Origin of the sequence: Streptomyces sp. OR43 (genome assembly GCF_008042275.1) — a bacterium.
GTDB lineage: Bacteria > Actinomycetota > Actinomycetes > Streptomycetales > Streptomycetaceae > Streptomyces.
Genome location: NZ_RDBK01000043.1, coordinates 132,890 through 154,693 on the forward strand (window position 1 = coordinate 132,890; position 21,804 = coordinate 154,693).

Annotated in this window: 29 protein-coding genes; 1 reads left to right on the top strand and 28 read right to left on the bottom strand. The window is 69.4% G+C overall.

Features of this window, described 5'->3' with window-relative positions:
* Window positions 1–47: 47 nt before the first annotated feature.
* Window positions 48–638, top strand: coding sequence for a TetR/AcrR family transcriptional regulator (locus tag EAO72_RS18930; protein ID WP_148018520.1), 591 nt, complete (start codon window positions 48–50; stop codon window positions 636–638).
* Window positions 639–1,604: 966 nt separating this feature from the next.
* Here the strand turns inward: EAO72_RS18930 and EAO72_RS18935 are convergent.
* The 28 genes from EAO72_RS18935 to EAO72_RS19070 all read right to left on the bottom strand — a co-directional run bounded on the left by EAO72_RS18935 (window position 1,605) and on the right by EAO72_RS19070 (window position 21,801).
* Window positions 1,605–1,871 (bottom strand): hypothetical protein, encoded by a 267-nt coding sequence (locus EAO72_RS18935; protein ID WP_148018521.1) that lies wholly within the window; start codon window positions 1,869–1,871, stop codon window positions 1,605–1,607.
* Window positions 1,872–1,958: 87 nt separating this feature from the next.
* Entirely contained in the window at window positions 1,959–2,804 is an 846-nt protein-coding gene (locus EAO72_RS18940) for a helix-turn-helix domain-containing protein (protein ID WP_148018522.1), read from the bottom strand.
* Window positions 2,804–3,334 (bottom strand): DUF6879 family protein, encoded by a 531-nt coding sequence (locus EAO72_RS18945; RefSeq protein ID WP_148018523.1) that lies wholly within the window; start codon window positions 3,332–3,334, stop codon window positions 2,804–2,806. Before EAO72_RS18945 ends, EAO72_RS18940 begins: the two co-directional genes overlap by 1 nt.
* A complete protein-coding gene (locus EAO72_RS18950; protein ID WP_148018524.1) occupies window positions 3,303–3,548 on the bottom strand; it encodes a hypothetical protein in 246 nt (81 codons plus the stop codon). Before EAO72_RS18950 ends, EAO72_RS18945 begins: the two co-directional genes overlap by 32 nt.
* A gap of 138 nt (window positions 3,549–3,686) precedes the next feature.
* On the bottom strand, window positions 3,687–4,373 hold the full coding sequence (locus EAO72_RS18955; protein WP_148018525.1) for a collagen-like domain-containing protein: 687 nt from the start codon (window positions 4,371–4,373) through the stop codon (window positions 3,687–3,689).
* A complete protein-coding gene (locus tag EAO72_RS18960) occupies window positions 4,370–4,636 on the bottom strand; it encodes a hypothetical protein (protein WP_148018526.1) in 267 nt (88 codons plus the stop codon). Before EAO72_RS18960 ends, EAO72_RS18955 begins: the two co-directional genes overlap by 4 nt.
* 29 nt (window positions 4,637–4,665) lie before the next feature.
* Window positions 4,666–4,896: a hypothetical protein gene (locus EAO72_RS18965; protein ID WP_148018527.1), complete on the bottom strand. Its 231-nt coding sequence runs from the start codon at window positions 4,894–4,896 to the stop codon at window positions 4,666–4,668.
* A 3-nt stretch (window positions 4,897–4,899) separates the two neighbouring features.
* Window positions 4,900–5,652 carry a peptidoglycan recognition protein family protein gene (locus tag EAO72_RS18970; protein ID WP_148018528.1) on the bottom strand — a complete coding sequence of 251 codons (753 nt, stop codon included), beginning with the start codon at window positions 5,650–5,652 and terminating at the stop codon, window positions 4,900–4,902.
* 61 nt (window positions 5,653–5,713) lie between these two features.
* Window positions 5,714–5,941 (bottom strand): hypothetical protein, encoded by a 228-nt coding sequence (locus EAO72_RS18975; protein ID WP_148018529.1) that lies wholly within the window; start codon window positions 5,939–5,941, stop codon window positions 5,714–5,716.
* Window positions 5,938–6,675 (bottom strand): hypothetical protein, encoded by a 738-nt coding sequence (locus EAO72_RS18980; RefSeq protein WP_148018530.1) that lies wholly within the window; start codon window positions 6,673–6,675, stop codon window positions 5,938–5,940. The genes EAO72_RS18975 and EAO72_RS18980 overlap by 4 nt, the downstream gene beginning before the upstream one ends.
* A complete protein-coding gene (locus tag EAO72_RS18985; protein ID WP_148018531.1) occupies window positions 6,675–7,760 on the bottom strand; it encodes a hypothetical protein in 1,086 nt (361 codons plus the stop codon). The genes EAO72_RS18980 and EAO72_RS18985 overlap by 1 nt, the downstream gene beginning before the upstream one ends.
* On the bottom strand, window positions 7,757–8,791 hold the full coding sequence (locus EAO72_RS18990) for a hypothetical protein (protein ID WP_148018532.1): 1,035 nt from the start codon (window positions 8,789–8,791) through the stop codon (window positions 7,757–7,759). The genes EAO72_RS18985 and EAO72_RS18990 overlap by 4 nt, the downstream gene beginning before the upstream one ends.
* Before the next feature lie 7 nt (window positions 8,792–8,798).
* A complete protein-coding gene (locus EAO72_RS18995) occupies window positions 8,799–9,572 on the bottom strand; it encodes a phage tail family protein (protein ID WP_261991576.1) in 774 nt (257 codons plus the stop codon).
* Between the two features lie 91 nt (window positions 9,573–9,663).
* The gene (locus tag EAO72_RS19000) at window positions 9,664–13,404 is read right to left on the bottom strand and encodes a phage tail tape measure protein (protein ID WP_148018534.1); all 3,741 of its coding nucleotides are present in this window, start codon (window positions 13,402–13,404) and stop codon (window positions 9,664–9,666) included.
* Window positions 13,401–14,066, bottom strand: coding sequence for a phage tail tape measure protein (locus EAO72_RS19005; protein ID WP_187285133.1), 666 nt, complete (start codon window positions 14,064–14,066; stop codon window positions 13,401–13,403). Before EAO72_RS19005 ends, EAO72_RS19000 begins: the two co-directional genes overlap by 4 nt.
* Window positions 14,067–14,119: 53 nt before the next feature.
* Window positions 14,120–14,419: a hypothetical protein gene (locus EAO72_RS19010; RefSeq protein ID WP_148018536.1), complete on the bottom strand. Its 300-nt coding sequence runs from the start codon at window positions 14,417–14,419 to the stop codon at window positions 14,120–14,122.
* A gap of 32 nt (window positions 14,420–14,451) precedes the next feature.
* Entirely contained in the window at window positions 14,452–14,973 is a 522-nt protein-coding gene (locus tag EAO72_RS19015) for a hypothetical protein (protein ID WP_148018537.1), read from the bottom strand.
* Window positions 14,973–15,452: a phage tail tube protein gene (locus EAO72_RS19020; RefSeq protein ID WP_148018538.1), complete on the bottom strand. Its 480-nt coding sequence runs from the start codon at window positions 15,450–15,452 to the stop codon at window positions 14,973–14,975. The genes EAO72_RS19015 and EAO72_RS19020 overlap by 1 nt, the downstream gene beginning before the upstream one ends.
* Window positions 15,453–15,516: 64 nt before the next feature.
* The gene (locus EAO72_RS19025; protein WP_148018539.1) at window positions 15,517–15,846 is read right to left on the bottom strand and encodes a hypothetical protein; all 330 of its coding nucleotides are present in this window, start codon (window positions 15,844–15,846) and stop codon (window positions 15,517–15,519) included.
* Window positions 15,847–15,858: 12 nt separating this feature from the next.
* Window positions 15,859–16,269, bottom strand: coding sequence for a hypothetical protein (locus EAO72_RS19030; protein ID WP_148018540.1), 411 nt, complete (start codon window positions 16,267–16,269; stop codon window positions 15,859–15,861).
* A 4-nt stretch (window positions 16,270–16,273) separates the two neighbouring features.
* Window positions 16,274–16,675, bottom strand: a complete 402-nt coding sequence (locus EAO72_RS19035) for a hypothetical protein (protein WP_148018541.1) — start codon at window positions 16,673–16,675, stop codon at window positions 16,274–16,276.
* Entirely contained in the window at window positions 16,672–17,079 is a 408-nt protein-coding gene (locus EAO72_RS19040; RefSeq protein ID WP_148018542.1) for a DUF6093 family protein, read from the bottom strand. Before EAO72_RS19040 ends, EAO72_RS19035 begins: the two co-directional genes overlap by 4 nt.
* Window positions 17,076–17,426 carry a hypothetical protein gene (locus EAO72_RS19045; protein ID WP_148018543.1) on the bottom strand — a complete coding sequence of 117 codons (351 nt, stop codon included), beginning with the start codon at window positions 17,424–17,426 and terminating at the stop codon, window positions 17,076–17,078. The genes EAO72_RS19040 and EAO72_RS19045 overlap by 4 nt, the downstream gene beginning before the upstream one ends.
* Window positions 17,427–17,428: 2 nt before the next feature.
* Entirely contained in the window at window positions 17,429–17,626 is a 198-nt protein-coding gene (locus EAO72_RS19050) for a hypothetical protein (protein WP_148018544.1), read from the bottom strand.
* A gap of 12 nt (window positions 17,627–17,638) precedes the next feature.
* On the bottom strand, window positions 17,639–18,595 hold the full coding sequence (locus tag EAO72_RS19055; protein ID WP_148018545.1) for an SU10 major capsid protein: 957 nt from the start codon (window positions 18,593–18,595) through the stop codon (window positions 17,639–17,641).
* Between the two features lie 54 nt (window positions 18,596–18,649).
* Complete coding sequence (locus EAO72_RS19060) at window positions 18,650–19,306, bottom strand: hypothetical protein (protein ID WP_148018546.1); 657 nt, start codon at window positions 19,304–19,306, stop codon at window positions 18,650–18,652.
* Between the two features lie 48 nt (window positions 19,307–19,354).
* Window positions 19,355–20,389: a VG15 protein gene (locus EAO72_RS19065; protein WP_148018547.1), complete on the bottom strand. Its 1,035-nt coding sequence runs from the start codon at window positions 20,387–20,389 to the stop codon at window positions 19,355–19,357.
* 2 nt (window positions 20,390–20,391) lie between these two features.
* Window positions 20,392–21,801, bottom strand: coding sequence for a phage portal protein (locus tag EAO72_RS19070; protein ID WP_148018548.1), 1,410 nt, complete (start codon window positions 21,799–21,801; stop codon window positions 20,392–20,394).
* Window positions 21,802–21,804: the final 3 nt, after the last annotated feature.

The window sequence follows — 21,804 nt, forward strand, 5'->3', positions numbered from 1 at the left end:
AGTGGAGGGCCCCCCACTTAGCAAATGAAGCCAGAGGAGAGTCATTGATGACCCGGGATGCAGGACGCCCTCTGAGGGCCGACGCACAGCGGAACCGGGACAAGATCCTGGCCGCCGCGGTGCGCGTGTTCACCGAGGCGGGGCTGGATGCGCACTTCGAGCGCATCGCCAGAGAGGCAGGCGTGGGAACCGGCACCCTCTACCGCAACTTCCCGACCCGGGAAGCTCTGATCGAAGCGGCGTACCGCAACGAAGTGGCCCGGCTGTGCGACGCCGTCCCCGGCCTCCTTGCGGCGATGTCACCGCCTGAGGCCCTGCGAGCCTGGACCCGCCGCTTCATCGACTACGCCACCGCCAAGCTCGGCATGGCCGACGCCCTGCGAGCCGTCGTCAACTCGGGAACCAATCCGTACGCCGACAGTCACGAGATGATTCAGGCCGCCCTCGGCACCCTGATGGACGCCAATACCACTGCCGGAACCATCCGGTCCGACATCAGCCCGACCGACATGTTCGCCGCCCTCGCCGGTATCGCCCTCACCTCGGCCAGGCCCGAGCAGCGAGAACAGGCTGAACGCCTCCTGGACCTCACCCTGGACGGACTGAAGCCAGCGCCGTCGCGGCCTCCCGAGAACTGACGGCGGAGTCATCGCCCGTCGGCGGAGCGGTTCGGAGTCAGGGCATGGGCATGGGCGTCATGGCGTCCGCACCGGAGAGGCCCAGGGCGCGGGAAACAGCATCTCGCCGGGCACGTCCCAGGCGTGGCCGTCCGGTTCACCGGCTGGGCCCTCTTCTACGGGCACCGCCTCGCGCTGGTGACGTCCGGCTGTTCGCCATGCGACCCGCAAGGCGTGGCGGTCTTCGGACGCGTCACCCAGGACCGCACCGGCCGGCAACAGTCGCCGGGCCTGCTGAACGAGGCGCCCGGCGCCATGCTCGTTGAGGTGCCGATCGGGACCGTGGAGCACTCCACACGACCACAGCACCGGGGAAGCCCAGGTCACGACAACGCAGCGACTCCGCCGACGCCCCGTCCGCTGCACGCATCAACGCACCGGAAAGCGCGACACCCCAGGCCAAAACGATTCTGCCTGGGGACGCTCGGTGGGGCGGGTGGGACTCGAACCCACGGCCGACGGATTATGAGTCGCCAGGTTAGAGACTGGCTCACTCTGGCTCACTCCGGAAACCCTGCAAATTGGGGGTCTTACTCACCCTTACCGCTGGCTCACTCCGGTAATTCTGGCCCCCTCCGGGACCTCCGCTCACGCACCGCTCACGCAAGCTGTCCACTTCAAACCGGCCCCCACCAGGGGTGATTACATTGTCCCGTACCAGCGCGCGCACGGCAATGGCCGACATGACGAAGCCCCGACCACGGGGGCAGTCGGGGCTCGGTCACCCGCCCGCGGCGCATCGGCGTCGCCGCGGGCGGGGGGATCAGCGCGCCGGGTACGAGCGAGTGTGGGTAGGCGGGATCTTGCAGACGATTCGGTGGACGCGGATGGTGACGCCGGGCCCGGTCGCGCCGGGCCCGGTCGCGCCGGGGACGGTGTACGGGACCGACTCGTCGGGTGCCATCGGCTTGTCGCAGCGGTCGCACCTCATGCCCGCCCCCGGCGCCACGCTCGCCCCAGCGCGCCCTTGGTGACGCACGGCGCCCCCGCCAGGCAGGCCGGGCAGAACATCGTGTGGTCGAGCAGGACACGGTACGACAAGTCCGCCTTGCCCTCGGCCCGGCACTTCTCGCACTGGCAGTCCGGAAACGCGGCCGACTCGTCCACCGTCGTGGCCGGCACCACCGGCGTCTCGGGCCGTAACACGCGGGTCGTGGTCCCCGCCCTGTTTACCGCGTACACCTTGAGCGTCATCACGGGTATGCCCCCCGTCGTCGGTCGGTGAATACCGCTGACCGTAGGGGCGGGCATGTTGCTTCGGGCGAGAGTTTCTACGCGTTTCTACGCGAGCACGGAAACGGCCTGCGCAATCAGCCGCAAGGCTCCTGGTCCGTGCGCAGATGCAGCAGTCAGTGCCTCGTGAGCAGCAAGGTACTGGGCTACCTCGGAGGGCGTCGTGATGGTGACCGCGGCCGTCAGCAGCTCCACTGCCACCTGCTCACTGTCGAAGATGGTGAACGCCTCCAGCGGCCACATCGCTGCGGCTCGTGCCGGAACGATGCCCAGCACCACGGACGGCAGCGTCGCCGCCTGAAGCAAGTAGCCCAACTGCTCAGCCATGACATCCGATCCGCCAATCTGTCGCCGGAGTACCCCCTCCTCGATGAGGATGAGGAACTGCCGACCGGAGCGACGAATGATCTGCGAGCGTTCGAGCCGCGCCTCGGCCGCCGCCGCCGAGTCGTCCGGGGTGCCGCTGAACCGGGCGATCTCCGATAGGAGAGCGGTCGCGTAAGCCCGCGTCTGGAGCATGCCCGGGACGACGTTGGAGCAGTAGACCCGCATCACCTTCGTCCGCTCGTACAGCGGGCGCCGAGCCTGCTGCACACCGCGCAGGCCGGCACGCTGGATGCGGCGCCACTCGGTGTACATCTGCTGCGCCTGGCGGCTGGCAGCGATCAGGTCTGCGGCCTCGTCCTCCGCGCCACAGGCCCGGCACCAGGCACGGATGTCGTCGTCGGACGGGTGCGAGCGACCGCCCTGGAGGCGGGAGACCTTCGAGCCCTGCCAGCCGGTGCGCTCGGCGAGCTCCTGCCCCGTCAGGCCCGCGTCGGAACGGAGAGCGCGCAGGCGAACCGCGATGCGGTCGCGTGCCTCCTGGACGCGGGCTGACGGGGAGGTGGCCATCAGCGGATCGTGAACTCCTGGTGTGGAACGGCCCGATCCCACACCGCGCGGAATGCCGCTGCGGTCTGCTTGACGATCGTCTGCCGGTCATCGAGCTCGTCGCGCAGGTGGGCCCCATCTCCGGCGAAGTGATGCCACCGGATCAGCTGGTCGTCGAACAGCCAGAAGTCGTGCGCGGGCAGGACGAGCCCGAGCGCCTGGTCCCGGGGCAGCCACCTCACGTCTTCGCCTGCCGCCAGGTTGCGTGGGGTGCAGGCGTACTCGAATCGGATGTACTCCGTGGCGGGTGTTGAGATGACCCGGGCCCGCTGGACGGTGACGCCACGGCCGACGGCGGCCCCGATCGCGTCATGAAACGTGCCCCACCACGAAGTGGGGTCGTCCTCCGTGGGCAGTTCCCCGGAGCGCCAGGCCTTCAGGTCTTGGTCTTCTTCGTCGACCGCGTAGACGTCCCGGGTCTCCAGGTGGACGGCCGAGGTGGTGCACTGCGCCAGGAGCTCAGCGAACGGCGGCAGTGCCGGCTGCGACATTGAGGGCCTCCTTCAGTGCGTCGGCCATGCGGGCGGGGAGCCGGACTACGGCCTCGGTGTCCGGGATCGGTCCTGCCTTGCGGCACTTCGCTTCCAGTTCGGCGCCTGCCTTCCACCCTTGGATGACGAACTCCTGTGCCTCGTCGTCGAACCAGATCGTCGGGCAGTGGTCACCGTTCGTTTCCGGGTCCTTCGCGATGAAATGTAAGGTCATGGCCGCCTCCGCTGCTTCGGGATTGCGTGAGTTTCTACGGCTGTGCTTGGCCCATGGTGCCGTTGGAGGGTTTCGCGGTGGGCCGGAACGACGAAAGCGCCCCCCGCCGCCGGCCGAAGCCAGAGACGAGGGGCGTGATCATGTGCGGCGCCGGTCGACGGGCAGACCGAGGACGCTGGCCGTCTTCGCCGGGTCGGGTGCGGTCGGAACGTCGCGCCGGCACATCAAACCGTCCGGATCACCCGGCGGTGGCTGGAGCGAGTATCCGGCCGGGCAGGTCTGGCCGTCGCGGCCGTCCGCCCCGTCGGTGCCGTCCGTCCCGTCCTGACCTGCTGGGCCGGGTGCTCCGGCTGGGCCTTGCTCGCCCCGCGGTCCGGCCGGACCGGCCGGGCCAACAGGTCCAGTCGCACCAGGAACACCCGCTGCGCCCTCCTGCCCGGTCGCGCCGGACGGGCCCGGTGAAGGGGTGCCTGCCGCGCCCGTGGCGCCGCGCTCACCCTGCTCACCCCGCGGTCCCGGCGGCCCCGGGATCGGGACCGGCACCTCGGCCCGGGCCGGCAGATCCTCCACGGCCTGCTCCGGGTCGGGCGCCTCGGGGGTGCCGCCCTTCGCCTGGATCTGCGACCGGAGCGTGCGCACGTCCGTGGCCAGGGTGGATACGGCCCCGCCGCGGCGGTCCGCCTCGGCCGCCAGCTGGTCCGCGCGAGACTCCGCCTTGTCGATCTGAAGGAACGCGATAGCCAGCCCGCCGCTCAGGAACAGGAGCGCCGCCACAACCCAGAGGCCGCGGCGGCGCCGGTACAGCAGTCGCTCCGCTCTCGTCATGGCGTCCCCCCGAGCTGCGTGACCAGCATCCGCAGGCGCGACACTTCCAACTCCAGTGCGGCGACTTTCGCTTCAGCCGTCGACTGGTCCAGCTCTGCTTTGTCCCGCTCCTTCACCAGCCGTTCGGTGAGGCTGTCGTATCCGGTGATGACTCCGCCCTCCCGGGTCGCCCTGGCCGCGCCTCGGGAGCCGTAGGCGGCCGCTGCCGCGGTGACCAGCGCAGCCAGCACCGCAGACAGTGCGGCCGCCATGGCAGCGTCCATACGTACTCCCGTGGTGCTCGGTGGGCAGCTCAGACACCCGTCGGGTGCGACGCCGGGTCCGACGCAGCGGGCAGCGTGGACGCGGTGCCCTTCCTCCCGAGGCGCCCGGCGACCCAGCCCTTCGCGGAGGCGAGGGCGAGCGCTACGGGGGCGGCCCACCAGGCGGAGACGTCTGCGAGTTCGGTGGCGGCGAGGGCGATCGCGGCCTGGGCGCCAGTCCAGCCCGCGCGCTCGGCCAGGTCGAGGATGAGCTTGTTCACGGATCAGCCCTCCAGCTTCGCAGTGAGCGCCGCGACGGCCTTCGTGAGGGCGGCGATCTGCTTGGACTGGTCGGCCTGCGAGTCCTGGATGCTGCGCACGGCCGCCGTGGTGGTGGCCAAGTGGGAGGCCACCGTCCAGAACTTGTTGGTCTTCGCGTCAGGTGCGTTCGACGGGGCAGGCACGATGCCGTCCGTCGTCAGGATGCGGGTCACGTCAGCGGCGTTCAGCGCCATGTCGTCCTCTTCGGTCTCGGTTGGTCCGGCCACGAGCCGCTTGGCCCGGGCCACAATCTCGGGGAGCTGCTGGACGATCCGCGGCCCGGGGCACGAGGTGTGCCCACCCCAGGCGGAGCCGCCCATGGCGTGGTAGCCGAGGCCGCGATCGTCGGGCCCTGAGGCCAGCCGCAGCGGCACGTCGTAGGTCTCGTGCGCCCAGGCGAGCACCGCGGCGTTGTCGTCGAGCTGCGCATCGGTCAAGGCGTCGCCGCCGACGCCTTCGTTCTCCACGGACAGCCAGGTGCGGTTGCCGGCGGCCTGAGCCCAGGCCCGGTCGTCGGTGTCGACCCACTGCCGAAGTGCACCCGCCTTGCCCGTCCCGAAGTGGGACGAGGCTTGCGCGGTGGGGTTGTTGAACCAGGCCTGGGAGCCTTCGAGGGTTCCGGCCATGATGTGGACGACGACGCCGCGGACAGCGTCCTGACCGTCCTCGGTGTAGTTGCGGACGGCGTGCCACACGGCACCCGGCATACGAGCCATAGCCCCTCCAGGGCATGAGAAAACCCCGGGCCGGTCGGCGCGGGGCGAGGGTCGGCGTTGGTCAGACGACCTCGGGCTGCGGGTCGAGCAGCTCGCCGGTCAGGGTGCGCATGTAACTGCGGCACTTTCCGCACCACACGCGGCAGTTCACGCCGTTGTTGGAGTAGAACTCGTCGACCGTGAAGGTCGCTCCGTAGTTGACGCAGTTGGGGTTCTCGTCGATGGCCGTGACCTTGTAGTACAGGGACGGCTGGAAGACGGGCGGAACGGGCTCGGGCTCGGTGCTCATTGGCCAATCACCATCCAGTTGACGTCGGTTGCGGCCGTATTTCCTCTGGTCAGCCACACGGTCACGCCCGTTGCGGAAGCGTTGGTGATGCCGACGCCGGCCACGGTGGTGCCGGGGACGGAGGTGGTGGGGGTGGCTTGCGCGGTGAACGAGGTTCCGGTGAGGGAGAAGCCGGAGACGGCCATTGCGGTGGGGACTCCAGCAGCGTTCGGGGTGATCGTGACGGTTCCCCAGGCACAGTTGCCGGCCTTCAGGGTCCCGCTCACCGACATGGAGCCCGCGGTGACGTCGAGCCTGCTGTCGCCGACTGCAACGCCGGTCTCCGAGTACATGTTGATCGCTGCGGGGGCTCGGCCCGGCCGGCTGCCGGAGGAGATCAGCAGTTCGTACATAGTCTCGTCGATGCGCGCGAACCCGATCCGCCCTTCGTCCGCTTCGTCGGTGATGCCGGCGACGCCGAAGCACAGGTCACCGGCGGCGAGGGCTGCGTAGTACTCGTCTCCGAGGCGGGTGTCGTAGACGGCGACGGCGCTGACGCCGCGCTCGTTCCAGTCCGTGGCCACCTCGGCGACCATGTCGCCATTGGAGTCGTTCAGGATGAGCCCGCCAGTAGAGATGGCGGTGTGGCCGGCCCGCTTGGCCGCGCGCAGCTCCCGGAGTTCGCGGCGTAGCTGGGCGATCTGCCGGGCGAGGGATGACATGTCGGGGGGCAGCTGTTCGAGTTGTCGGCCCATCAGGAGTCCTCTACAAGGATCGGTGAGACGGAGTTACCGGCGGGGTCGAGGGACCAGGACCAGCAGCGTGCGGTGACGGATGCGCCCTTGGGGTGGCGTGGGGAGCGGTCGACCTGGACGCGGATGCTGTCGCCGAGTCCGAAGTCGGCGACCGGGCGGGGTGCCTGCGAGGCAATCGCATCCAGCGTCCAGACAGTTCCGCCGGACCGCATGACGGCGAGTTCTTCGCGGGCGTGGGTCGTGAGTGCGTTGGGGTCGGTGACTCCGTCGGCGGGGGTGTAGCGGTGTTCCCATCGGCAGTACCCGGCGTTCAGCAGGTCGGTGGCCGTGGCCAGCTCGGACCGTAGCCGTGCGGTTCCTTCGCCTTCTCCTGAGGCCAGCACGCTGGTTGCGCCCTTGCCTTCCTCGTAGGACTCGGAGAGCCGGTAGTTCGAGATGGAGCCGGGCAGGTCGAATACCGCCTCGGGGGTGTCCGTGATGGTGCCGATCTTCGGGCGGATACGGATGGGGAGCACGAACCCGGATCGGTCGGGAGCCCAGGCGGTGTCAACTGTCCACTCGGGGCCGCCACCTGCTGTGAGTTCCTGCCACACCGACAGGATGGTGCGGTCGTCGCCGTCTTCCACGCTGTACGTCGCGGGCGTTCCGGTGGCCGGGGCGTCGAAGGCGAAGGGTGGGGCGTCGACCAGGAGCGGGGCACCAGTCGTCGTGAACAGCGTGGCCTGGTCGACGCCGAAACCGGTAATGGGGGCGGTGTACCGGCGGTCGAAGTAGGCCTCGGGGGTGGCGCCGCCGAGTTCGAGAGTGGGGCTGGTGCCGCCTGCCCGGGTCAGGGCAATCCAGGCGCCGAGCGGGGTATCTGTCGCCCGGTCGACGGGGACCAGCATGGTGCGGCCGGGGGTGGTGGCGGCTTCCCACTCAGCAGGGGCGCCGGCCAGAGCAAGGCTGAAGGTTGCGGTGGCCGAGGCCCCGAGCTTCCTGGACAGGGCAGAAGTGGTCAGGGCGCGGAGCTCCTCGATGATCTGCCCAGATCGGAGGTCGCATCCGTACCAGTCCAGCTCTACCGGCTGGCCGCGTCGGTTCATGCGACGGGCTCCACGCTGAGCTGCCCGTCGGTGGTGAACGTCTGTCCGCCGACGGTCCCGACGCTGGACACGTACCACTGCGGGGTGAGGGTCACGGTCACGCCCGGGGTCAGACCGGTGACCAGGACGCGGCGGGTGGCGTAGATGCGGCCGCCGGCGGACGCGATAGCGTTCGCGGCCACCGCAGCTTGGGTGTACCCGCCGGAGGCCCGCCAGACCACCCACACGGTGGCCGTGGTGGTGACCTGGTTCTGGATGGCGCCACCGATGGAGATCCACGCGGATCCGGACGGCGGGACGGTGAACGTGAGTGGCGGCCACTGCGCCGCGCTGAAGTCGGTGAACGTGGCTGTCGCCGGGTAGGACGTCGGCGCGAGGAGCTGCCTCGACACCGCGGGGTCGTACTTCAGGTAGCGCCACTCGGTGCCGGTCCAGCGCCGCAGGCCATCGCCGGAGTCCCACAGCTGCCCGGTGTACGGGGCGCCCGGGGCGACCGAGCCGACAGTAACCCCGCCTGCGGCCGCCGTGTAGGCGCGCGTTGCCGTGGACACGGCCGCCGAGCCGGCACCGGACTTCGGGACGTTGATCGTGGCGAGCACGATGTACGACGGATCCGTGGGCGTCGGGGTGGCCGGGGAGGCGGCCGGTGTGCCGGCCAGGTACAGCACGTCCCCGTCCCTGGCCCCGGAGGCGTCGGAGTCGGTGTCGCGGATCCGGGCGTAGACCACGTCCACGCGCGGGTTCGTGGCGTTGGCCGCGGTCAGGGTCCGGGTGACGGAGGCGTCGGAGTAGAAGAGGTACGGGCCCTGTGTCGTCGAGGACCCGCCCTGGACGACTGCGGCGCCTGCGGTGATGGTGATGGTGGACCCGGCCACAGAGACGGTGAGGCCGCCTCCTGGCCGGACTCCTGCCTGGACCTGCAGGCCGCCGGAACCGGGCGACAGCAGTGCGGCGAGCGCCTGCCGGAACGACTGCGAGGCGTAGGACGGAGAGCCCCCGGAAGCGTTGATCGGAAACGCGGTGATGGTCATGCGTGCCTCACATCCAGGCGGATCGATAGGTGACAGTGAGGGCCGCGGTCGCCGAGTAGGAACCGGCCCGGAAGGCGAGGTTGGAGGCACCGGGCTGAAGCGCCGGCCATGCGCCTGAGATCAGAGAGCGGCGAGACGCGGTGCCGTTGTAGTACGCGGTGTGCGCGTCGCAATCCAGGTCGACCCAGTCCCCTGCCTCGATGTCCCCGCCGTACAGCAGGGAGGTGGCCGTACCATCTGGTCCGGTGACGGACACAAGCGGCTGGGAGACCGGGCCGCTGATTCTGATCTGCGGGAGTGCGTCGATCGACCCTGCGTTGACAACGACCGTGTCTCCCGCAACCACCGTGGCGTCGATGGTGATAGGGAACGTGACCGCCAGGGTCAGGCCCCCGGCGACGGTGGGCAGACGGAGCGTGGTGACGGTTTCGGTGGTGGCGTACAGCCGCGGGTCAGCGGCTGTGACCAGCACGCTGTACGTGGCCGCCGTGTCGGTCTGGTAGTCGATGAGCGTCCGGCCGGAGCGGCGGACGACTGCCCGTTTCGGCACGGTCTCCATGACGGTGAGCACGGCCCCCATGAGAGGCAGCGCGCGCAGCCTGTCCGCCGCGGCGTCCAGGGTGGCCAGGTCCGGGGCGAGCATCGTCCCGGACAGGGTGATGGGTCGCTCGCCAAGGTAGACGGGCGAGGCCCACGCCCCATGCTCGGCCTCCCGCAGCTGGGACTCGGAGCGGACCTCGGCCGAGTCCCAGCCGTCGAGCTTCTGCAGGAACCACGCCACACCCTGGTCATCAACCTGACCCAGTGGGATGGGGCCGAGGTTGGCTGCGCGGCCTCCCAGCGATTGGCCTGGTGTGTACATGCGGCCCCCTTCAGGAGACGAACGTCAACTGGCGGGCCACGTCGCGCATCTGCTCCGCGCTGGTCTGCTTGGCGCCGTTGAGGGTCAGGTTGGTGACGCGCTGGTCGTAGTGCGCACCAGCGCCGCGGCCTCCACTCGTGCCGAACCTGCCGGCCGGTCGGGCGTCGTAGCCCATGAGCCGGGCGGTCGCCTGCAGCAGGGACCGGGACCGGGCGGAGCCATCGTGAGGGATCCAGGACTCCGGGACTCCGGCCTCGCCGCCGAGGACCATCTGCGGGCCGGTCAGGATGCCGCCCCGGGCCATCGTCTTGATACCGGTCTGGCCGGTGAACTGCGTCAGGAATGCATCCCGGTACTGGGCCGGGAGCTTCTTGATCTGGTCGAGCATCCGTGGCACCAGGTCCTTGATGGTGCCTGCGGACAGGCCAGCCGCGATGAGGTCGGCGTAGCCCCGGCCGGGTGCACCCCGCAGCGTCGTGAGTAGCAGGAGTGAGTTGGCCAGGTCCTCACCGGACAGTGTCTTGCCCGCCTTGGCGACGGCGGTGTTGGCGGCGTCCACGTCGGTCTTCTTTCCGGTTGCCGCCTGATGCGCCAGTTCCATCGCGGCGCTGTCGCCTTGCGCGGCCAGGAGCTGGGCTAGGTCGCCGTAGCCCATCGCGGCCAGGGCCTGCAGGTCCATGGCGAACTGCTGGTTGACCTTCGTCGAGGCGTTGAGCTGCTTCGTCAGGTCATCCAGCGTCGCCTTGGCCGTCGATCCGGTCGCCTTGAGCTTGGCCACGATGTCCTTGAACTGCTTGTCCGAGGCGCCGGCCAACGAGTTGACCAGGGCGTAGCCGTCTTCACCCATGGCCTCCAGCAGGTCCTGGATCTCCTGCCCGCCCCGCTTCCCGATCTTCGCCAGGTTGTTGCGCCACTTCGTGGTCGCGGCGAGCGAGGCCGTCAGCTGCTTCTGGTACGCGGTCAGGTTGAAACTGCTGGGCGCCTTCGCTCCCTTCTTCAGACCCAGCGCCGCATCGAGGGCGTAGACGTCGCCCTTCTCCTTCTTGACCTTGGCGTCGGCGGTCGTCTTCGCCTTCCGGGCAGCAGAAGTCCGGTCCGCTGCCGCGGCGTTGGCCTTGGCCGCGTTGCGCCGGGCATCAGCGAGCTTCTTCTCAGCGGCCAGCAGCTGCGCGTGCGTGTGCTTCCCGCGGCGAACCCGGTTCAGGTTGTCCTCGGCCTCGCCGACCTTGCGGGCCCCGTCCTTGCGGGTAGCGGCCTGCTTCTTCTCGGCGACCTTCAGCGCGTCGGTCTTCTTCTTCAGGTCGGCCAGAGCCTTCGCGAGATCCGCGAACGCCGCCTTCAGCTTCTCGATGAGGGAGTCGTAGCGCTCCTTCGCATCGCCAGGCCCGCCCAGTACAGCGGTGCCAGTCGGGGTGTACGTGAACCCGGCGAGCCCGCCGTCGGCGAACCGCTTGGCGTTGACCCGGTCCAGCATGCTGACGCCGTACTTTCGTACAGCGTCGGCCTTCACGATGTACTCGCCGTTGCTGACCAGGGCGGGGATGCTGTCCGACGTGCCCGTGCCCGGGCCGGAGATCGGCCCACCAAACGGGTACATCTGCAGGACCTCGCCACCGGACGCGTACCGACGGATCAGCCCGCCGTTGCGGCGCGCCTGAATCATGTCCGGTACGCCGTTGGCGTCGGTGTCCGAGCCGGTTGCCTTGAGGTAGACGCCGATGCCGACGGGCCTGCCCTGGATCCCGTTGATGGCTCGCTGGATCGCGCCCACCTGGGAGATTGCCGAGCCGGTCGGCACCGTGACGCTGACCTTGCCACCCTTCATGTGGGTGACCTTGAACCCGAGGTCCTTCAGCGTCTTCTCGGCAGTGCTGGTCAGGGCCGACATGGTGAAGGACTTGCCCTTGGTCGCGCGAACCTTGCTCTGCACGGCCTGCAGGTCGGTGATGGCCTTCTTCGTCTCGGCGTTGACCTTCGTCGTCGCCGAGGCGGGCAGCTTGGTGTAGGCCGCGGTCAGCTTGTCGATGGCGTCCTTCGAGAACCCGGCCGCGTGCATTGTCGCCTTGAGCGCCTCGACGTCCTTGGCCAGGACCGCGTTGCCGGCCTCCACCGAGTTCTTCTGCTCGGCCACTGCCTGCGCGTGCTCCATGGCGGCCTTCGCCGCGTCGAGGAATGCCCCCTTCACCGCGCGGCCCTTCTCGCTGGTGACGTCCAGCGAGTGCCCGTTGTCCTTCACCGCGGCGGTGAGGTCAGCCAGCGACTTGCGGAAGCTGATTTCCTGCTCAGCCGCCCCGATGTTGAGCCCGTTCAGGGTCTTCAGAGCATCGGTGAGTTCCTCGGCTGCGGACTTCTGGTTCTTCAGCTCCTCGTTCGTCATCGCCAGGTCGTCCTTGAGACCCTTGGATGACTTGCCGGTGAGCTGCTGCTCAACGCTCGTGTTCGCGAGGGCGTCGGTGTACTGCGGCAGGAGCGTCTTCAGCTTCTCGACCGACGTGCCCTGGTCGATGGCGCTCTTTGCGAGGGCGTCGAAGGATTGCGCCGCAACGTCTGCGTGACCGGAGCTGACCAGCGAACCGAGAGCATCGTCAACGACCTTGATCTGGTCGTGCGCGTCCTGCAGGGCGATATCGGTCTCGGCCAGGCCCTCGGTAAGGCCCAGCGTCACGCTGTTGACGATGTCCGTGGCACGGTTCTGCCCGGTCGGGTGGGCGATGCGCTGTACCGCGTGGCCGAACCCGTCAAGGTCCTTCCCGAACTGGTCGTAAGCGGCCCCGGCCACCTTGCCCTTCTGGCCCAGGTCGACCAGCGACTGAGCCATCTTCGCCGTGCTGGGCGGGGCATCCTTGAACGTCTCCTGGATTCGCTTCGAGGCGTAGGAGACCAGTTCCAGGCCGGCCACGACCGCACCGACCTGGCCGAGGACCATCATCGACATCCGGGCCCGGGCTGCGGTGACACCCATGGACGCCAGCGCGGCACGGGTCGCCGCGATGCGCGGCAGCAAGAGCACCATTCCCGCACCGACCAGAGTCACGGCACCACCAACACCCATGAACAGCGTGACGGCGTGCTGCACCGGGGCGGGCAGGCCGTTGTACGCGTTGACCAGGCTGGTTACACCCTGCGCCATGCCGCGCAGGGCGCCGTTGGCGGAGGACCCGCCCTCGATGAGAGCTACCTCGATCGCACCCTTGAGGCGCTCGATGTCCCCGATGAGGTTGTCGGTCTGGACGGAGGCCATCCGCTGGGCGGCGCCCTGGTCGTCGACCGCGCGGCGGTAGGTGTCGATGCCCTTCGCGCCGAGCTCGTACATGATCGTGGCGGACCGGACAGCGTCCGACCCGAAGATCGTGGCCATGGCGCTGTTCCGGGCCTCGGGGGTGAGCTTTCCGAACGAGAGCTTCATGCGCTGGGCGGTCTCGGATAGGCCGACGAACTTGCCGCTGCTGTCGTAGGCCGAGAACCCGATCTTGTCCATGGCGGCCTCGGCCTCTTTGGACTGAGGCACCAGGCGCTGCAGCATCGTCTTCAGCGACGTACCGGCATCCGACCCGATCAGGGCGTGGTCCGCGAACGCGGACAGGGTGGCGACAGTGTCCTCAAGGGTCAGCCCTGTCTGGTGGGCGAGGAGACCGCCCTGACGCAGAGCTGTGCCCAGCCCGTGGACATCGGCGGCACTCTTGTTTGCGCCGGCCGCGAGGAGGTCGGCGATGTGGCCGACGTCCTTGCCCTGCAAGCCGAACGTGTTCATCGCCTGCGCGGACAGGGTGGCCGCCTCGGACAGGTCGACCTGCCCGGATGCGGCCAGTGCGAGCGAGCCTGTGAGCGCACCGCCGATGATGTTGGCGGTGCTGACGCCCGCGCGGGCGAGCTCGGCCTCTGCGTTCGCCGCCTCGGTGGCCGTGAATACCGAGGTCTTACCCGCGTGAGACCGCCCTGACGCAGAGCTGTGCCCAGCCCGTGGACATCGGCGGCACTCTTGTTTGCGCCGGCCGCGAGGAGGTCGGCGATGTGGCCGACGTCCTTGCCCTGCAAGCCGAACGTGTTCATCGCCTGCGCGGACAGGGTGGCCGCCTCGGACAGGTCGACCTGCCCGGATGCGGCCAGTGCGAGCGAGCCTGTGAGCGCACCGCCGATGATGTTGGCGGTGCTGACGCCCGCGCGGGCGAGCTCGGCCTCTGCGTTCGCCGCCTCGGTGGCCGTGAATACCGAGGTCTTACCCGCGTCCAGGGCGGCCGCGCGGAGCTTGGCCATGTCTGCAGTTGACGCACCGGTGACGGCGCGGACGTTGGATAGGGCCTTGTCGAACTTCGCGGCTGCGGCCGCCGCCACCGCGAAGCCGGCCAGCATCGCCGCACCGGTTGCCGCACCCGCGTTCGCCAGCTTCGTCGTGGTGTCGGACGCGGTCCGCATGCCCCGGGTGTAGTGGGAGATGTCGGCGCGCAGCCGGACGGTGACGGAACGGGTTACCACGGCTCACCTCCTGTGTTCTTCGCGTTGCGGCGTTCGAGGTGGACGTGGAGGCCGTCGGTGCTGCCCTTGCCGTTCTGATGGGCGCGCACGGTCTTGGCCGATGTGGCACAGGCGTGGCAGAGAACGAGGTCGGCGGCATACGCGAACTCGTTCTTTGCGTCAGTGGCCTCGGACCAGGGCTGCCCGCAGTCCGGGCAGGTGTCCGCTTCGACCTCGGCGAGGGCGAGGGCCCACGCCCGGTCTTCCTCGATCCACGCCGGCTCGCCAGGGGCGACGACGCGGCCGAGGAACACCGAGCGGGGGACACCCCAGGCCCGCGCGGTTTCTACTTCTCGCCGCCACCGACCGCCGCCAGGAGAGCGGAGGCGGCCAACGAGAAAGGGACGAGGCTGCTGGAGTTGTGGACGTCCCAGGCCGCGTCGAACAGGGCCTGGATCTGCCCCTGGTTGATGACCTTGAACAGGTCCTTGGTGTCGTCCACGGTCATGACCGGGTCGACGCACGACGCGGCAATCAGCGCGCGGGGGAAGCTGTCCGAGTCGAACAGTTCTTCCTTGCTCGTCGAGGGGTGCGCGGCCAGGAGGGACGAATACTCCTCGTCGCCGATGTACCGGAACTTGAACTCGGCCTCGGCCTCGCGGGCCTTCTCGCGGAGTTCGGCGATCTGCTGGGCGATGACGCCGCCCGGGTGCGACTCGGTGAGGTCGGAGGGCTGCCAGTCCTCGGAAGCCTCGACGAGTTCTGCCTCGAGGCGCTCGATCTCCCCAGCGAGCGCACCGTCCAGCATGATCTTGACGGTGCGCTCGCGCGGCTTGGCCTTGGCAAGCAGGGCCTTGATGTCGGGCATCAGGCGACCGTCGCGGCCGTCGCCGGCGGGTCCGTGACCTTCATCGGCGACACGAACTTCATGACCTCGTTCGCCGCCGGGGAGCTGTTCTGCGGCTCGCCGCACGCGATCGGGTACACCTCGACCTTCTGCGCCACGGTCCACGCGGTGGCGTAGTCGACGCCGCGGCGCACGACCAGGAAGCCGGACACGCCGTACTTCAGGGTGGAGTAGGGGGCGTCGTCGGTGGGGTTGTCGCCCCGCTTGAACGTGACCTCGGTGTCGTAGCCGACACGGCCGACGGTCTTGGTGTCGAACTTCGACGCCAGCGACGACGTGTCGACGTCCGCCGTGGACGGGTCGACCTTCAGGCCGTCCGGGGTGATGCGCTTGGTGTAGTCGGCGCCCGCGTTGAGCTCGGCCACGGTCGGGGCGTTGATGTTCGCGCAGGTCGACAGCCAGGCCACGCGGGTCTTGCCGTCGCTGATCAGGTCAGACATGAGCCCTCCAGGGCATGAAGAAAGCCCCGGCCGTTGGCGCGGGGCAGACAGGGATGGGTGGGGGTCAGATGCGCAGAGAGGCGACCGTGACGGTCGTCGCGGACGAGTAGCCGACCGCGCACAGATTGTCGGCCTGGTTCAGCAGGAGGTCCGGCTGCAGGGGGCCGATCATCCGCTCCCCGGACGCGGGGACGGACACGACGACGTTCGCCGCGGTCTGCCCGCGCACGGACGCGGTCGACGTCAGGGTCACCGTCACGGGGCTGCCCGAGCCGTTCTTGACGTGCAGAAAGTTCCGGTCGCCGCACTCGACCTTGTCGCCGCCGCCGGCGGCCGCTGCGTAGGTAGGTGCGAGGCCGCCGAGGGCGACGGTCTGAGTGGCGAGGGTCGCCATGGTGGTCTCCGATCAGGAGGGAATGGACTGGATCCGGTACTGCACCGGCACGAACCAGAGCGGCGGCGTCACGTCGTCGTCGCGCTGTACGGGAGGGCCGCCCTGGTCCTCGGGCAGCCACGTCTTGCGGCCGTCCACGGACAGCGGCACGGACAGGGCTCGGCGGACCCGGTCAGCGACCCAGAGAGCGCGCTCGACGGAGCCGCCCACACACGTCACCTGGAACGTGGCCGTGAAGTCGCCACGGTCGTCGGCCAGAGACGCCCGGCCGGCCATGCCCGGGTCGGGGTAGAGGACGGCGAACTTGTCGGGCGGCACCCATCCGGTACTGCTCGGGGTGCCGCCGAGGTAGACGGTCAGGCCGGCCCCGGTCAGCGCCTCCTGAACGGCATCGACGTGGGGCAGAACGGTTGGGGTTGTCATCGGGTCACCACCACGTCAGTCCGCGCTGCAGGATGAGTGCCATCTGCGCCTCGAAGCGGGGGGTTTCGTTGATCAGGGCGCGGCCGCCGTCGTTGTGTGGCGGGTTCTTCACCGAGCCGTACTCGAGGATGTTGCCGAGCGCGCCCTGCTGGCTGCCCTTGTCTGGGCCGATGATGGCCAGGACCTGGTCCGGGCCGAAGGTCAGCACGTCGAAGTTCACGGTCCGCGGGTAGTACGGAGCGTGTTTCGGTGCGGAGATCCGGGCGTTCGCCCGCCACTCCGTCTTGATGTTCAGTGCGCCACGGGCGACGACTGCACGGGTGTCACGCCGTGCCTGCGGGATGCCGCGCAGGAGGTGATGTTGCAGACGCCGGACGTCTCGTGCGTCGAACGGGTTGCCGCTCACGTCCGTTCCTCCGCACTGATCCGCCAGGCGGTGGCCTGGGCGGACAGCTGCCCGCCCGTCACCCACAGAGTCACGCCCCGCATGCGGGAGTCGTCCGACTCCAGCACCTCAATGCGGGCGCCAGGCAGAAGTCGCACGCCCGGCAGTTGGGTGGACCAGGGCAGCGACACCTCGAGCTCCCGAAGGACAAGCTCGCGCTCGCCCGCCTGCACGTCCTCGCCGGCCGACTGGGCCACCGGCTTGATGCGGGCCTTCCCCGCATACAGGACGGCCTGCGTGCCGGGGACCGTGGTGCCGCTGTCCCGGTCGAAGGTGTCCGGGCCCTGGGTGTAGAGCATGACGAGGTCCCGCATCCGGCGTTCGGCAGCCGCCCGGCCCTGGGTCAGGGCTGCTTCCTCGCTCATGGCGCACCGTGCACGATGGTGAATGCCGTGGTGCGTGGCGGCCGCAGTTCGTCGACCTCCGTCTCGGTCAGGTAGATCTCCCCTGCGGAGCGGGAGGAGTCGACCGTGTAGGAGTAGTCGTCGATGGACTCCTGCCGCAGCCCGTTCGGGTTCCGCAGGACCCGCAGGACCATCGCACAGCAGACCTTCTTGGAGACGGCCGTGGATACGGTGGCGTACCGCGGGAACCGGTCGATGATGACGGAGGTGGCGTCATCCAGAAGGGCGGGCGCCTGGCGGTCCTCTACGTCCGTGAGATCACGGCCGAGCCTGTCCGCCAGGTCCGCAGGGGTCGCCAGGGTCGCCACGGTTACTCCTTCTTGGCGTCGTCCTCGGCCTTGGCCGCAGCCTTGACCTCGGAGATGCCCTCGGACTCGGGGAGACCGCGGAGCCGCTTCACGACCGCGGCGTCCGTGGTCTCGAGCTCTCCGTCCGCGAACGTGGCCCAGATCCCCTTGTCGTCCTGCAGGACCAGGGCCGGGTACTTCGCGCTGCTGAACTTCGCCATGACGGCGTCTCCTTAGCTGAGGTCCTTGATGACGCCGTGGTAGATCTCGGGGCCGTACTCCAGACCGACCTCGCCGTACAGCTGCCACTTCTCCGACGCGCCGACCTTGGCGAGCTGCTCGGCGAACAGCAGGCCCTTGCCGGGGATCTCCAGCCACACCGGGGCGCAGACGGAGAGGTCGACGACAGCGACCTGTCCGGCCGGCATCCACCGGTTGAGCATCACGCCGAACGTCCCGAAGTCGGTGACCAGCGTGTCGACGGCGACGCCACCGATGTTGCGGGTCATCGTCGGCTGGTTCAGCGAGCCCGTGCCGTAGAGGTTGGACAGGTTGACCTTCTGGCCCGGGCCGGTCATGAAGACCGTGGAGTCCTGCGGGAGCTTCGCGCCGGCGGCGAACATCGCCGACAGCTGCGCGTCCATGATCGCCTTCGACAGGGCGCGCGGGGTGCCGCCGTTGGCGTTCACGTTGGTCGTGATCGCGGTGAGCAGGCCCCGGGTCTTGCGGGCCGTCGAGTTGTTCGCCGGCTTCACGTAGGACCCGGTCAGGAACGACAGCTCGACGTCCACGGCCATGGCTTCGAGCTCGGCCGTGATCTGCGCGGTCAGCTCGTCGTTGATCGGGTTGTCGTCGGCGCCGATGTTGATGCCGCCGTACATGCCGGTCGCGGCCTGCCGGGTGTAGGACACCTCGATGGCCGACTGGTGGATCTCCACCACGTTGGAGACGTTCGAGCGGGAGCGGGCCACGCCGGTCGGTGCGGCCGCGCCCTCGACGACCGCGTTGCCGGCGGTCGAGGCGCGGCGGTCGACGGTCTGCCACTCGAACTCGACGGACTTGGTCCGCTTGCCGCCGGACAGGCCGCCGATGGCCGCCAGGAACGGGGTCTCGGTGGGGGTGACGGTGTAGAGCTCACCGTGGTAGTTCGGCAGGTTATAGGTCGTGCCCTGCCCAGAAACTGCGCCCATGACGGGGTCCTCGCTTACGGAGTTGGGTGAGGGCGAGGCGGTCGGCCTGCCCTGCTACTTGGTCTGTTGGCTGATCTCGCGGAGCTGCTGCGTTTTGAGCGCCAGCACGCGCTTGGTGTCGCCGCCGGCAACGGCTTCGTCGATGCGCTGGCCGAGGGTCGACGTACCGCCCGGCCTCGCCCCCTGAGAGGGGTCCGGCGCCGGAACCCGCGGGCCGGGTGCGGTGGCAGCCCAGTGCGGCTTGCGTTCCAGCAGGCCGTCCAGGGCGGCCTGAATGGCGTCCCGGTCGATGCCGCCGTCCTCGGTGAGGAACTCGGCACCCTGAAGGGCGTCAACGGCGTCCTGCGGGTCCTGGAAGCGTCCGGCGGCCAACGCCTCCACCTTGGACGCGGTGGCGAGCCGGGTGGCTGCTGCTGCCCGTTCCTCGGCCTTCGTGGCACGCTCGACCAACTTCTCGGCCTCGGTCTTGTCGCGGTCCTCGAACTCCTGGATACGGGCGGCCTGCTCCTTGGACTGCCGCTCGGCCTCCTTCGCCCGGACCTTCCATTCCGCCAGCGCCTTCTCCCCGGCAGGACCGAGGGGAACGTCGCCAGCGGGTTCACTGCCGGAAGGCTCGACCGTCACAGGCTCGACGGCGGGGTCGGAGGGCGCCGGCTGCTGCTGCGGGTTGCCCGCGGCCGGGTCGGCGTTCGGTTCGGTGGGGGTACTCATCACGTGCTCCCGTTGCAGGAGTGGGACCCGTCGGCGTTGCACCGGGGATCAGGTCAGGTAGCCGAAGCGCTTGAGCATGGCGATGGCTTCATCGCGGCTGGCCGCGCGTCGGAAGATTTCTTCGGGCATGAGCCGCGGTGTGCGGATGCGGAACGCGCGCCCGACGTCCGCGGGGACTTCGCCGGCGTCGATGGCGCGCCGCCGCTCGACGTTGTAGTAGCGAGAGCCGCGCCGGGAGCCAACTCGGGTAGCTGAGACGCGGCCGTCGCCGATGCCTGCCTGGTACATGCCGCGTCGGGCGTTGATGACCTGGCCCATGTCGGCGCCCTCGCGAATGGCCCGGGCACTGGCCGCGCCGAAGACGCGTTCCTGTTCGGCCCTGGACAGGCCGTTGAAGTAGGCCCGGGGGTCGAGGAACCCGCGGCCGCCGGTGACGTCCGTTGTGGTGGGCCGCCGTCCGCTGCTGCGGGCGATCAGGGTGGTCGGCAGGTGAATGCAGTCGCACCGAGGGTGCCGCTGAAAGCCGCTGTTCCACCCGAACTCCTTGCCCGCCAGGATCACGCACCGGGCACAAGCCGGAGGCTGAACGACCCGGACGTAGCCCTGGATGGTGCGCCGCCCTGCCATGCCCGACGCCACCGCTCCCCGGCCGGCGTCCGCAACTTGCGTTGCGGTGATCCGCAACGCGCTCGACAGTGCGCCGCGCGCCGCGTCCTCCATCGACTGGCCGGCCAGCATCCGCACCTTCCACCCGATGACCGGCTGGTAGAGCAGGGACAGCAGAGAGCGGCCGTCGGAGGCGATGCCGGCAAGCGCGGTGGGAACGACTCGGCCGGCGCCCGCCACCTCGGCGCCCTCGGCTGCCTGGATGGCGTCTAGGTACGCGTCTGCCATCGCCGCGGCCGCGATCTGCTCCGCGATGACTGCCTGCTCCAGCGAGGGGGCGATCTGCTCCCACGACCCGCTGATGTCGCCCCGGTCGATGCTGCGCCACAGGGTCTGTACACGGTTCACGGCCCGGCGAGCCGCGCGCTGCTGGCGCCGGTAGTGGTCGAGCGCGATCGTCCGGGTGTCCGTGGCCACGGCTACTCCCGCAGCTGCGGAGCAGGCAGGGCCGGGGTGGGCTTGGGCCCGTACTCGGCCGCCAGGTCGCCGCCGATCGCCCGGTCGAGGGCGTCACCGTCCATCTGCCGCATCCGCTGCCGTTGCGCGGCGGTGTAGCCGAGGTCCTCGCGGGCCTGCTCAATCGGCAGGATGCCGACCTGGACGAGCTTCACGCTGGCATCAGCCATCTGCGCGAACGTGGGTGTGGCCGGGTTGCGCCACAGGGTCTCCAGCGCACGGGCCCGGGGGTCCCACTCGCCGTCCCGGATCCGCAGCACCAGGCGCATGGCGTCCTCGTAGGAACCACCCCATGCACGCTGCTTGCGCTCGGCACGCTTCACCAGGCGCGTCTCCGAGGAGCGGATCGCGTCGGCGGACGGCGGGCTGTCCGTGGCCAGGCCCAGGAAGTGCGGCGGCATCCCGGACAGCGAAGCGGTGAGCCGGGCCAGCTGGTTCAGGGTGTTGTGGAAGTTGCTGAGCTGGGCTTCGGGGAACTGGATGACGTCGGCACCGTCGCCGTCGACTCCGGTCTTGCGGTTCTTGGACGTCGCCCACATCCGGCCGGCGATCCTCGACCACATCGAGACGGCGTTGCCGTCCTCGTCCTGGAAGTCCTCTTCGCCGACACCGAACGCAACCCGGCGGGGCATCGCGTGGTACTCGGCGGAGACCATCATGTCCGTCGCGATCTTGCACGCGGCGTCTGACAGCGGGATCACGTCAGCGAGCTCGGACACACCGCCGGGACTGAGCAGCCGGGGCCGGTTCACGAGCGGTACGACGGGCGGAACCTCCAGCCCGTGCTCGTCCCGGTCGGTCTCCGCCCAACTCCCCGGCGCCGTCTGCCTGTAGAAGTGCGTCACGCCCGGCACGTAGAGCGTCGCGCACTGCTCGGTGACGGCCGCCGTGATGGGGTCCTGCTCGTGGTACCGCTTGAGCGCCGAACGGACCGTGCGGGTGCGCGGGTCCCAGTCGACGACCATCTGCAGCGGCGATTCCACCGTCACCAGTGGCGTGTCGGGGTCCTTCTCGTTCGTGCCGGCGACCAGGAACGCGCGCCGCATTGTCAGGGCGTCCACGTGCCCCTGCTGCGTGGCCTCGTCCATGCCGTTCGCCTGCCAGATCTTCCACAGTTCATCCGCGGCGGCCTCGTCGTCGGCGTAACGGAACCCCTCGACGTCCAGGCGTTCCTCAATCGCATCGACGACCAGGCGCGGCCAGTTGATGACGACCTGCTTCAGCTGGTCGCCCAGCTCCTCAAGGAGATCGGGGTGGATGTACGTGAGGGGCTGCTGCCCCTCGTAGTACCGGTTCAGCTCCTCAAGGCTGGGCTTCTGCGCTTCGTGGACGCGGGCCAGGTAGGCAACCCAGTCGTCGGGTGTGCGGTCCATCAG

Coding starts and splice junctions, on each gene's coding strand:
- EAO72_RS18930 (WP_148018520.1), top strand. CDS start 48: ATGACCCGGGATGCAGGACGCCCTCTGAGGGCCGACGCACAGCGGAAC.
- EAO72_RS18935 (WP_148018521.1), bottom strand. CDS start 1,871: ATGACGCTCAAGGTGTACGCGGTAAACAGGGCGGGGACCACGACCCGC.
- EAO72_RS18940 (WP_148018522.1), bottom strand. CDS start 2,804: ATGGCCACCTCCCCGTCAGCCCGCGTCCAGGAGGCACGCGACCGCATC.
- EAO72_RS18945 (WP_148018523.1), bottom strand. CDS start 3,334: ATGTCGCAGCCGGCACTGCCGCCGTTCGCTGAGCTCCTGGCGCAGTGC.
- EAO72_RS18950 (WP_148018524.1), bottom strand. CDS start 3,548: ATGACCTTACATTTCATCGCGAAGGACCCGGAAACGAACGGTGACCAC.
- EAO72_RS18955 (WP_148018525.1), bottom strand. CDS start 4,373: ATGACGAGAGCGGAGCGACTGCTGTACCGGCGCCGCCGCGGCCTCTGG.
- EAO72_RS18960 (WP_148018526.1), bottom strand. CDS start 4,636: ATGGACGCTGCCATGGCGGCCGCACTGTCTGCGGTGCTGGCTGCGCTG.
- EAO72_RS18970 (WP_148018528.1), bottom strand. CDS start 5,652: ATGGCTCGTATGCCGGGTGCCGTGTGGCACGCCGTCCGCAACTACACC.
- EAO72_RS18975 (WP_148018529.1), bottom strand. CDS start 5,941: ATGAGCACCGAGCCCGAGCCCGTTCCGCCCGTCTTCCAGCCGTCCCTG.
- EAO72_RS18980 (WP_148018530.1), bottom strand. CDS start 6,675: ATGGGCCGACAACTCGAACAGCTGCCCCCCGACATGTCATCCCTCGCC.
- EAO72_RS18985 (WP_148018531.1), bottom strand. CDS start 7,760: ATGAACCGACGCGGCCAGCCGGTAGAGCTGGACTGGTACGGATGCGAC.
- EAO72_RS18990 (WP_148018532.1), bottom strand. CDS start 8,791: ATGACCATCACCGCGTTTCCGATCAACGCTTCCGGGGGCTCTCCGTCC.
- EAO72_RS19000 (WP_148018534.1), bottom strand. CDS start 13,404: ATGAACACGTTCGGCTTGCAGGGCAAGGACGTCGGCCACATCGCCGAC.
- EAO72_RS19005 (WP_187285133.1), bottom strand. CDS start 14,066: ATGCGGACCGCGTCCGACACCACGACGAAGCTGGCGAACGCGGGTGCG.
- EAO72_RS19015 (WP_148018537.1), bottom strand. CDS start 14,973: ATGCCCGACATCAAGGCCCTGCTTGCCAAGGCCAAGCCGCGCGAGCGC.
- EAO72_RS19020 (WP_148018538.1), bottom strand. CDS start 15,452: ATGTCTGACCTGATCAGCGACGGCAAGACCCGCGTGGCCTGGCTGTCG.
- EAO72_RS19025 (WP_148018539.1), bottom strand. CDS start 15,846: ATGGCGACCCTCGCCACTCAGACCGTCGCCCTCGGCGGCCTCGCACCT.
- EAO72_RS19030 (WP_148018540.1), bottom strand. CDS start 16,269: ATGACAACCCCAACCGTTCTGCCCCACGTCGATGCCGTTCAGGAGGCG.
- EAO72_RS19040 (WP_148018542.1), bottom strand. CDS start 17,079: ATGAGCGAGGAAGCAGCCCTGACCCAGGGCCGGGCGGCTGCCGAACGC.
- EAO72_RS19050 (WP_148018544.1), bottom strand. CDS start 17,626: ATGGCGAAGTTCAGCAGCGCGAAGTACCCGGCCCTGGTCCTGCAGGAC.
- EAO72_RS19055 (WP_148018545.1), bottom strand. CDS start 18,595: ATGGGCGCAGTTTCTGGGCAGGGCACGACCTATAACCTGCCGAACTAC.
- EAO72_RS19060 (WP_148018546.1), bottom strand. CDS start 19,306: ATGAGTACCCCCACCGAACCGAACGCCGACCCGGCCGCGGGCAACCCG.
- EAO72_RS19070 (WP_148018548.1), bottom strand. CDS start 21,801: ATGGACCGCACACCCGACGACTGGGTTGCCTACCTGGCCCGCGTCCAC.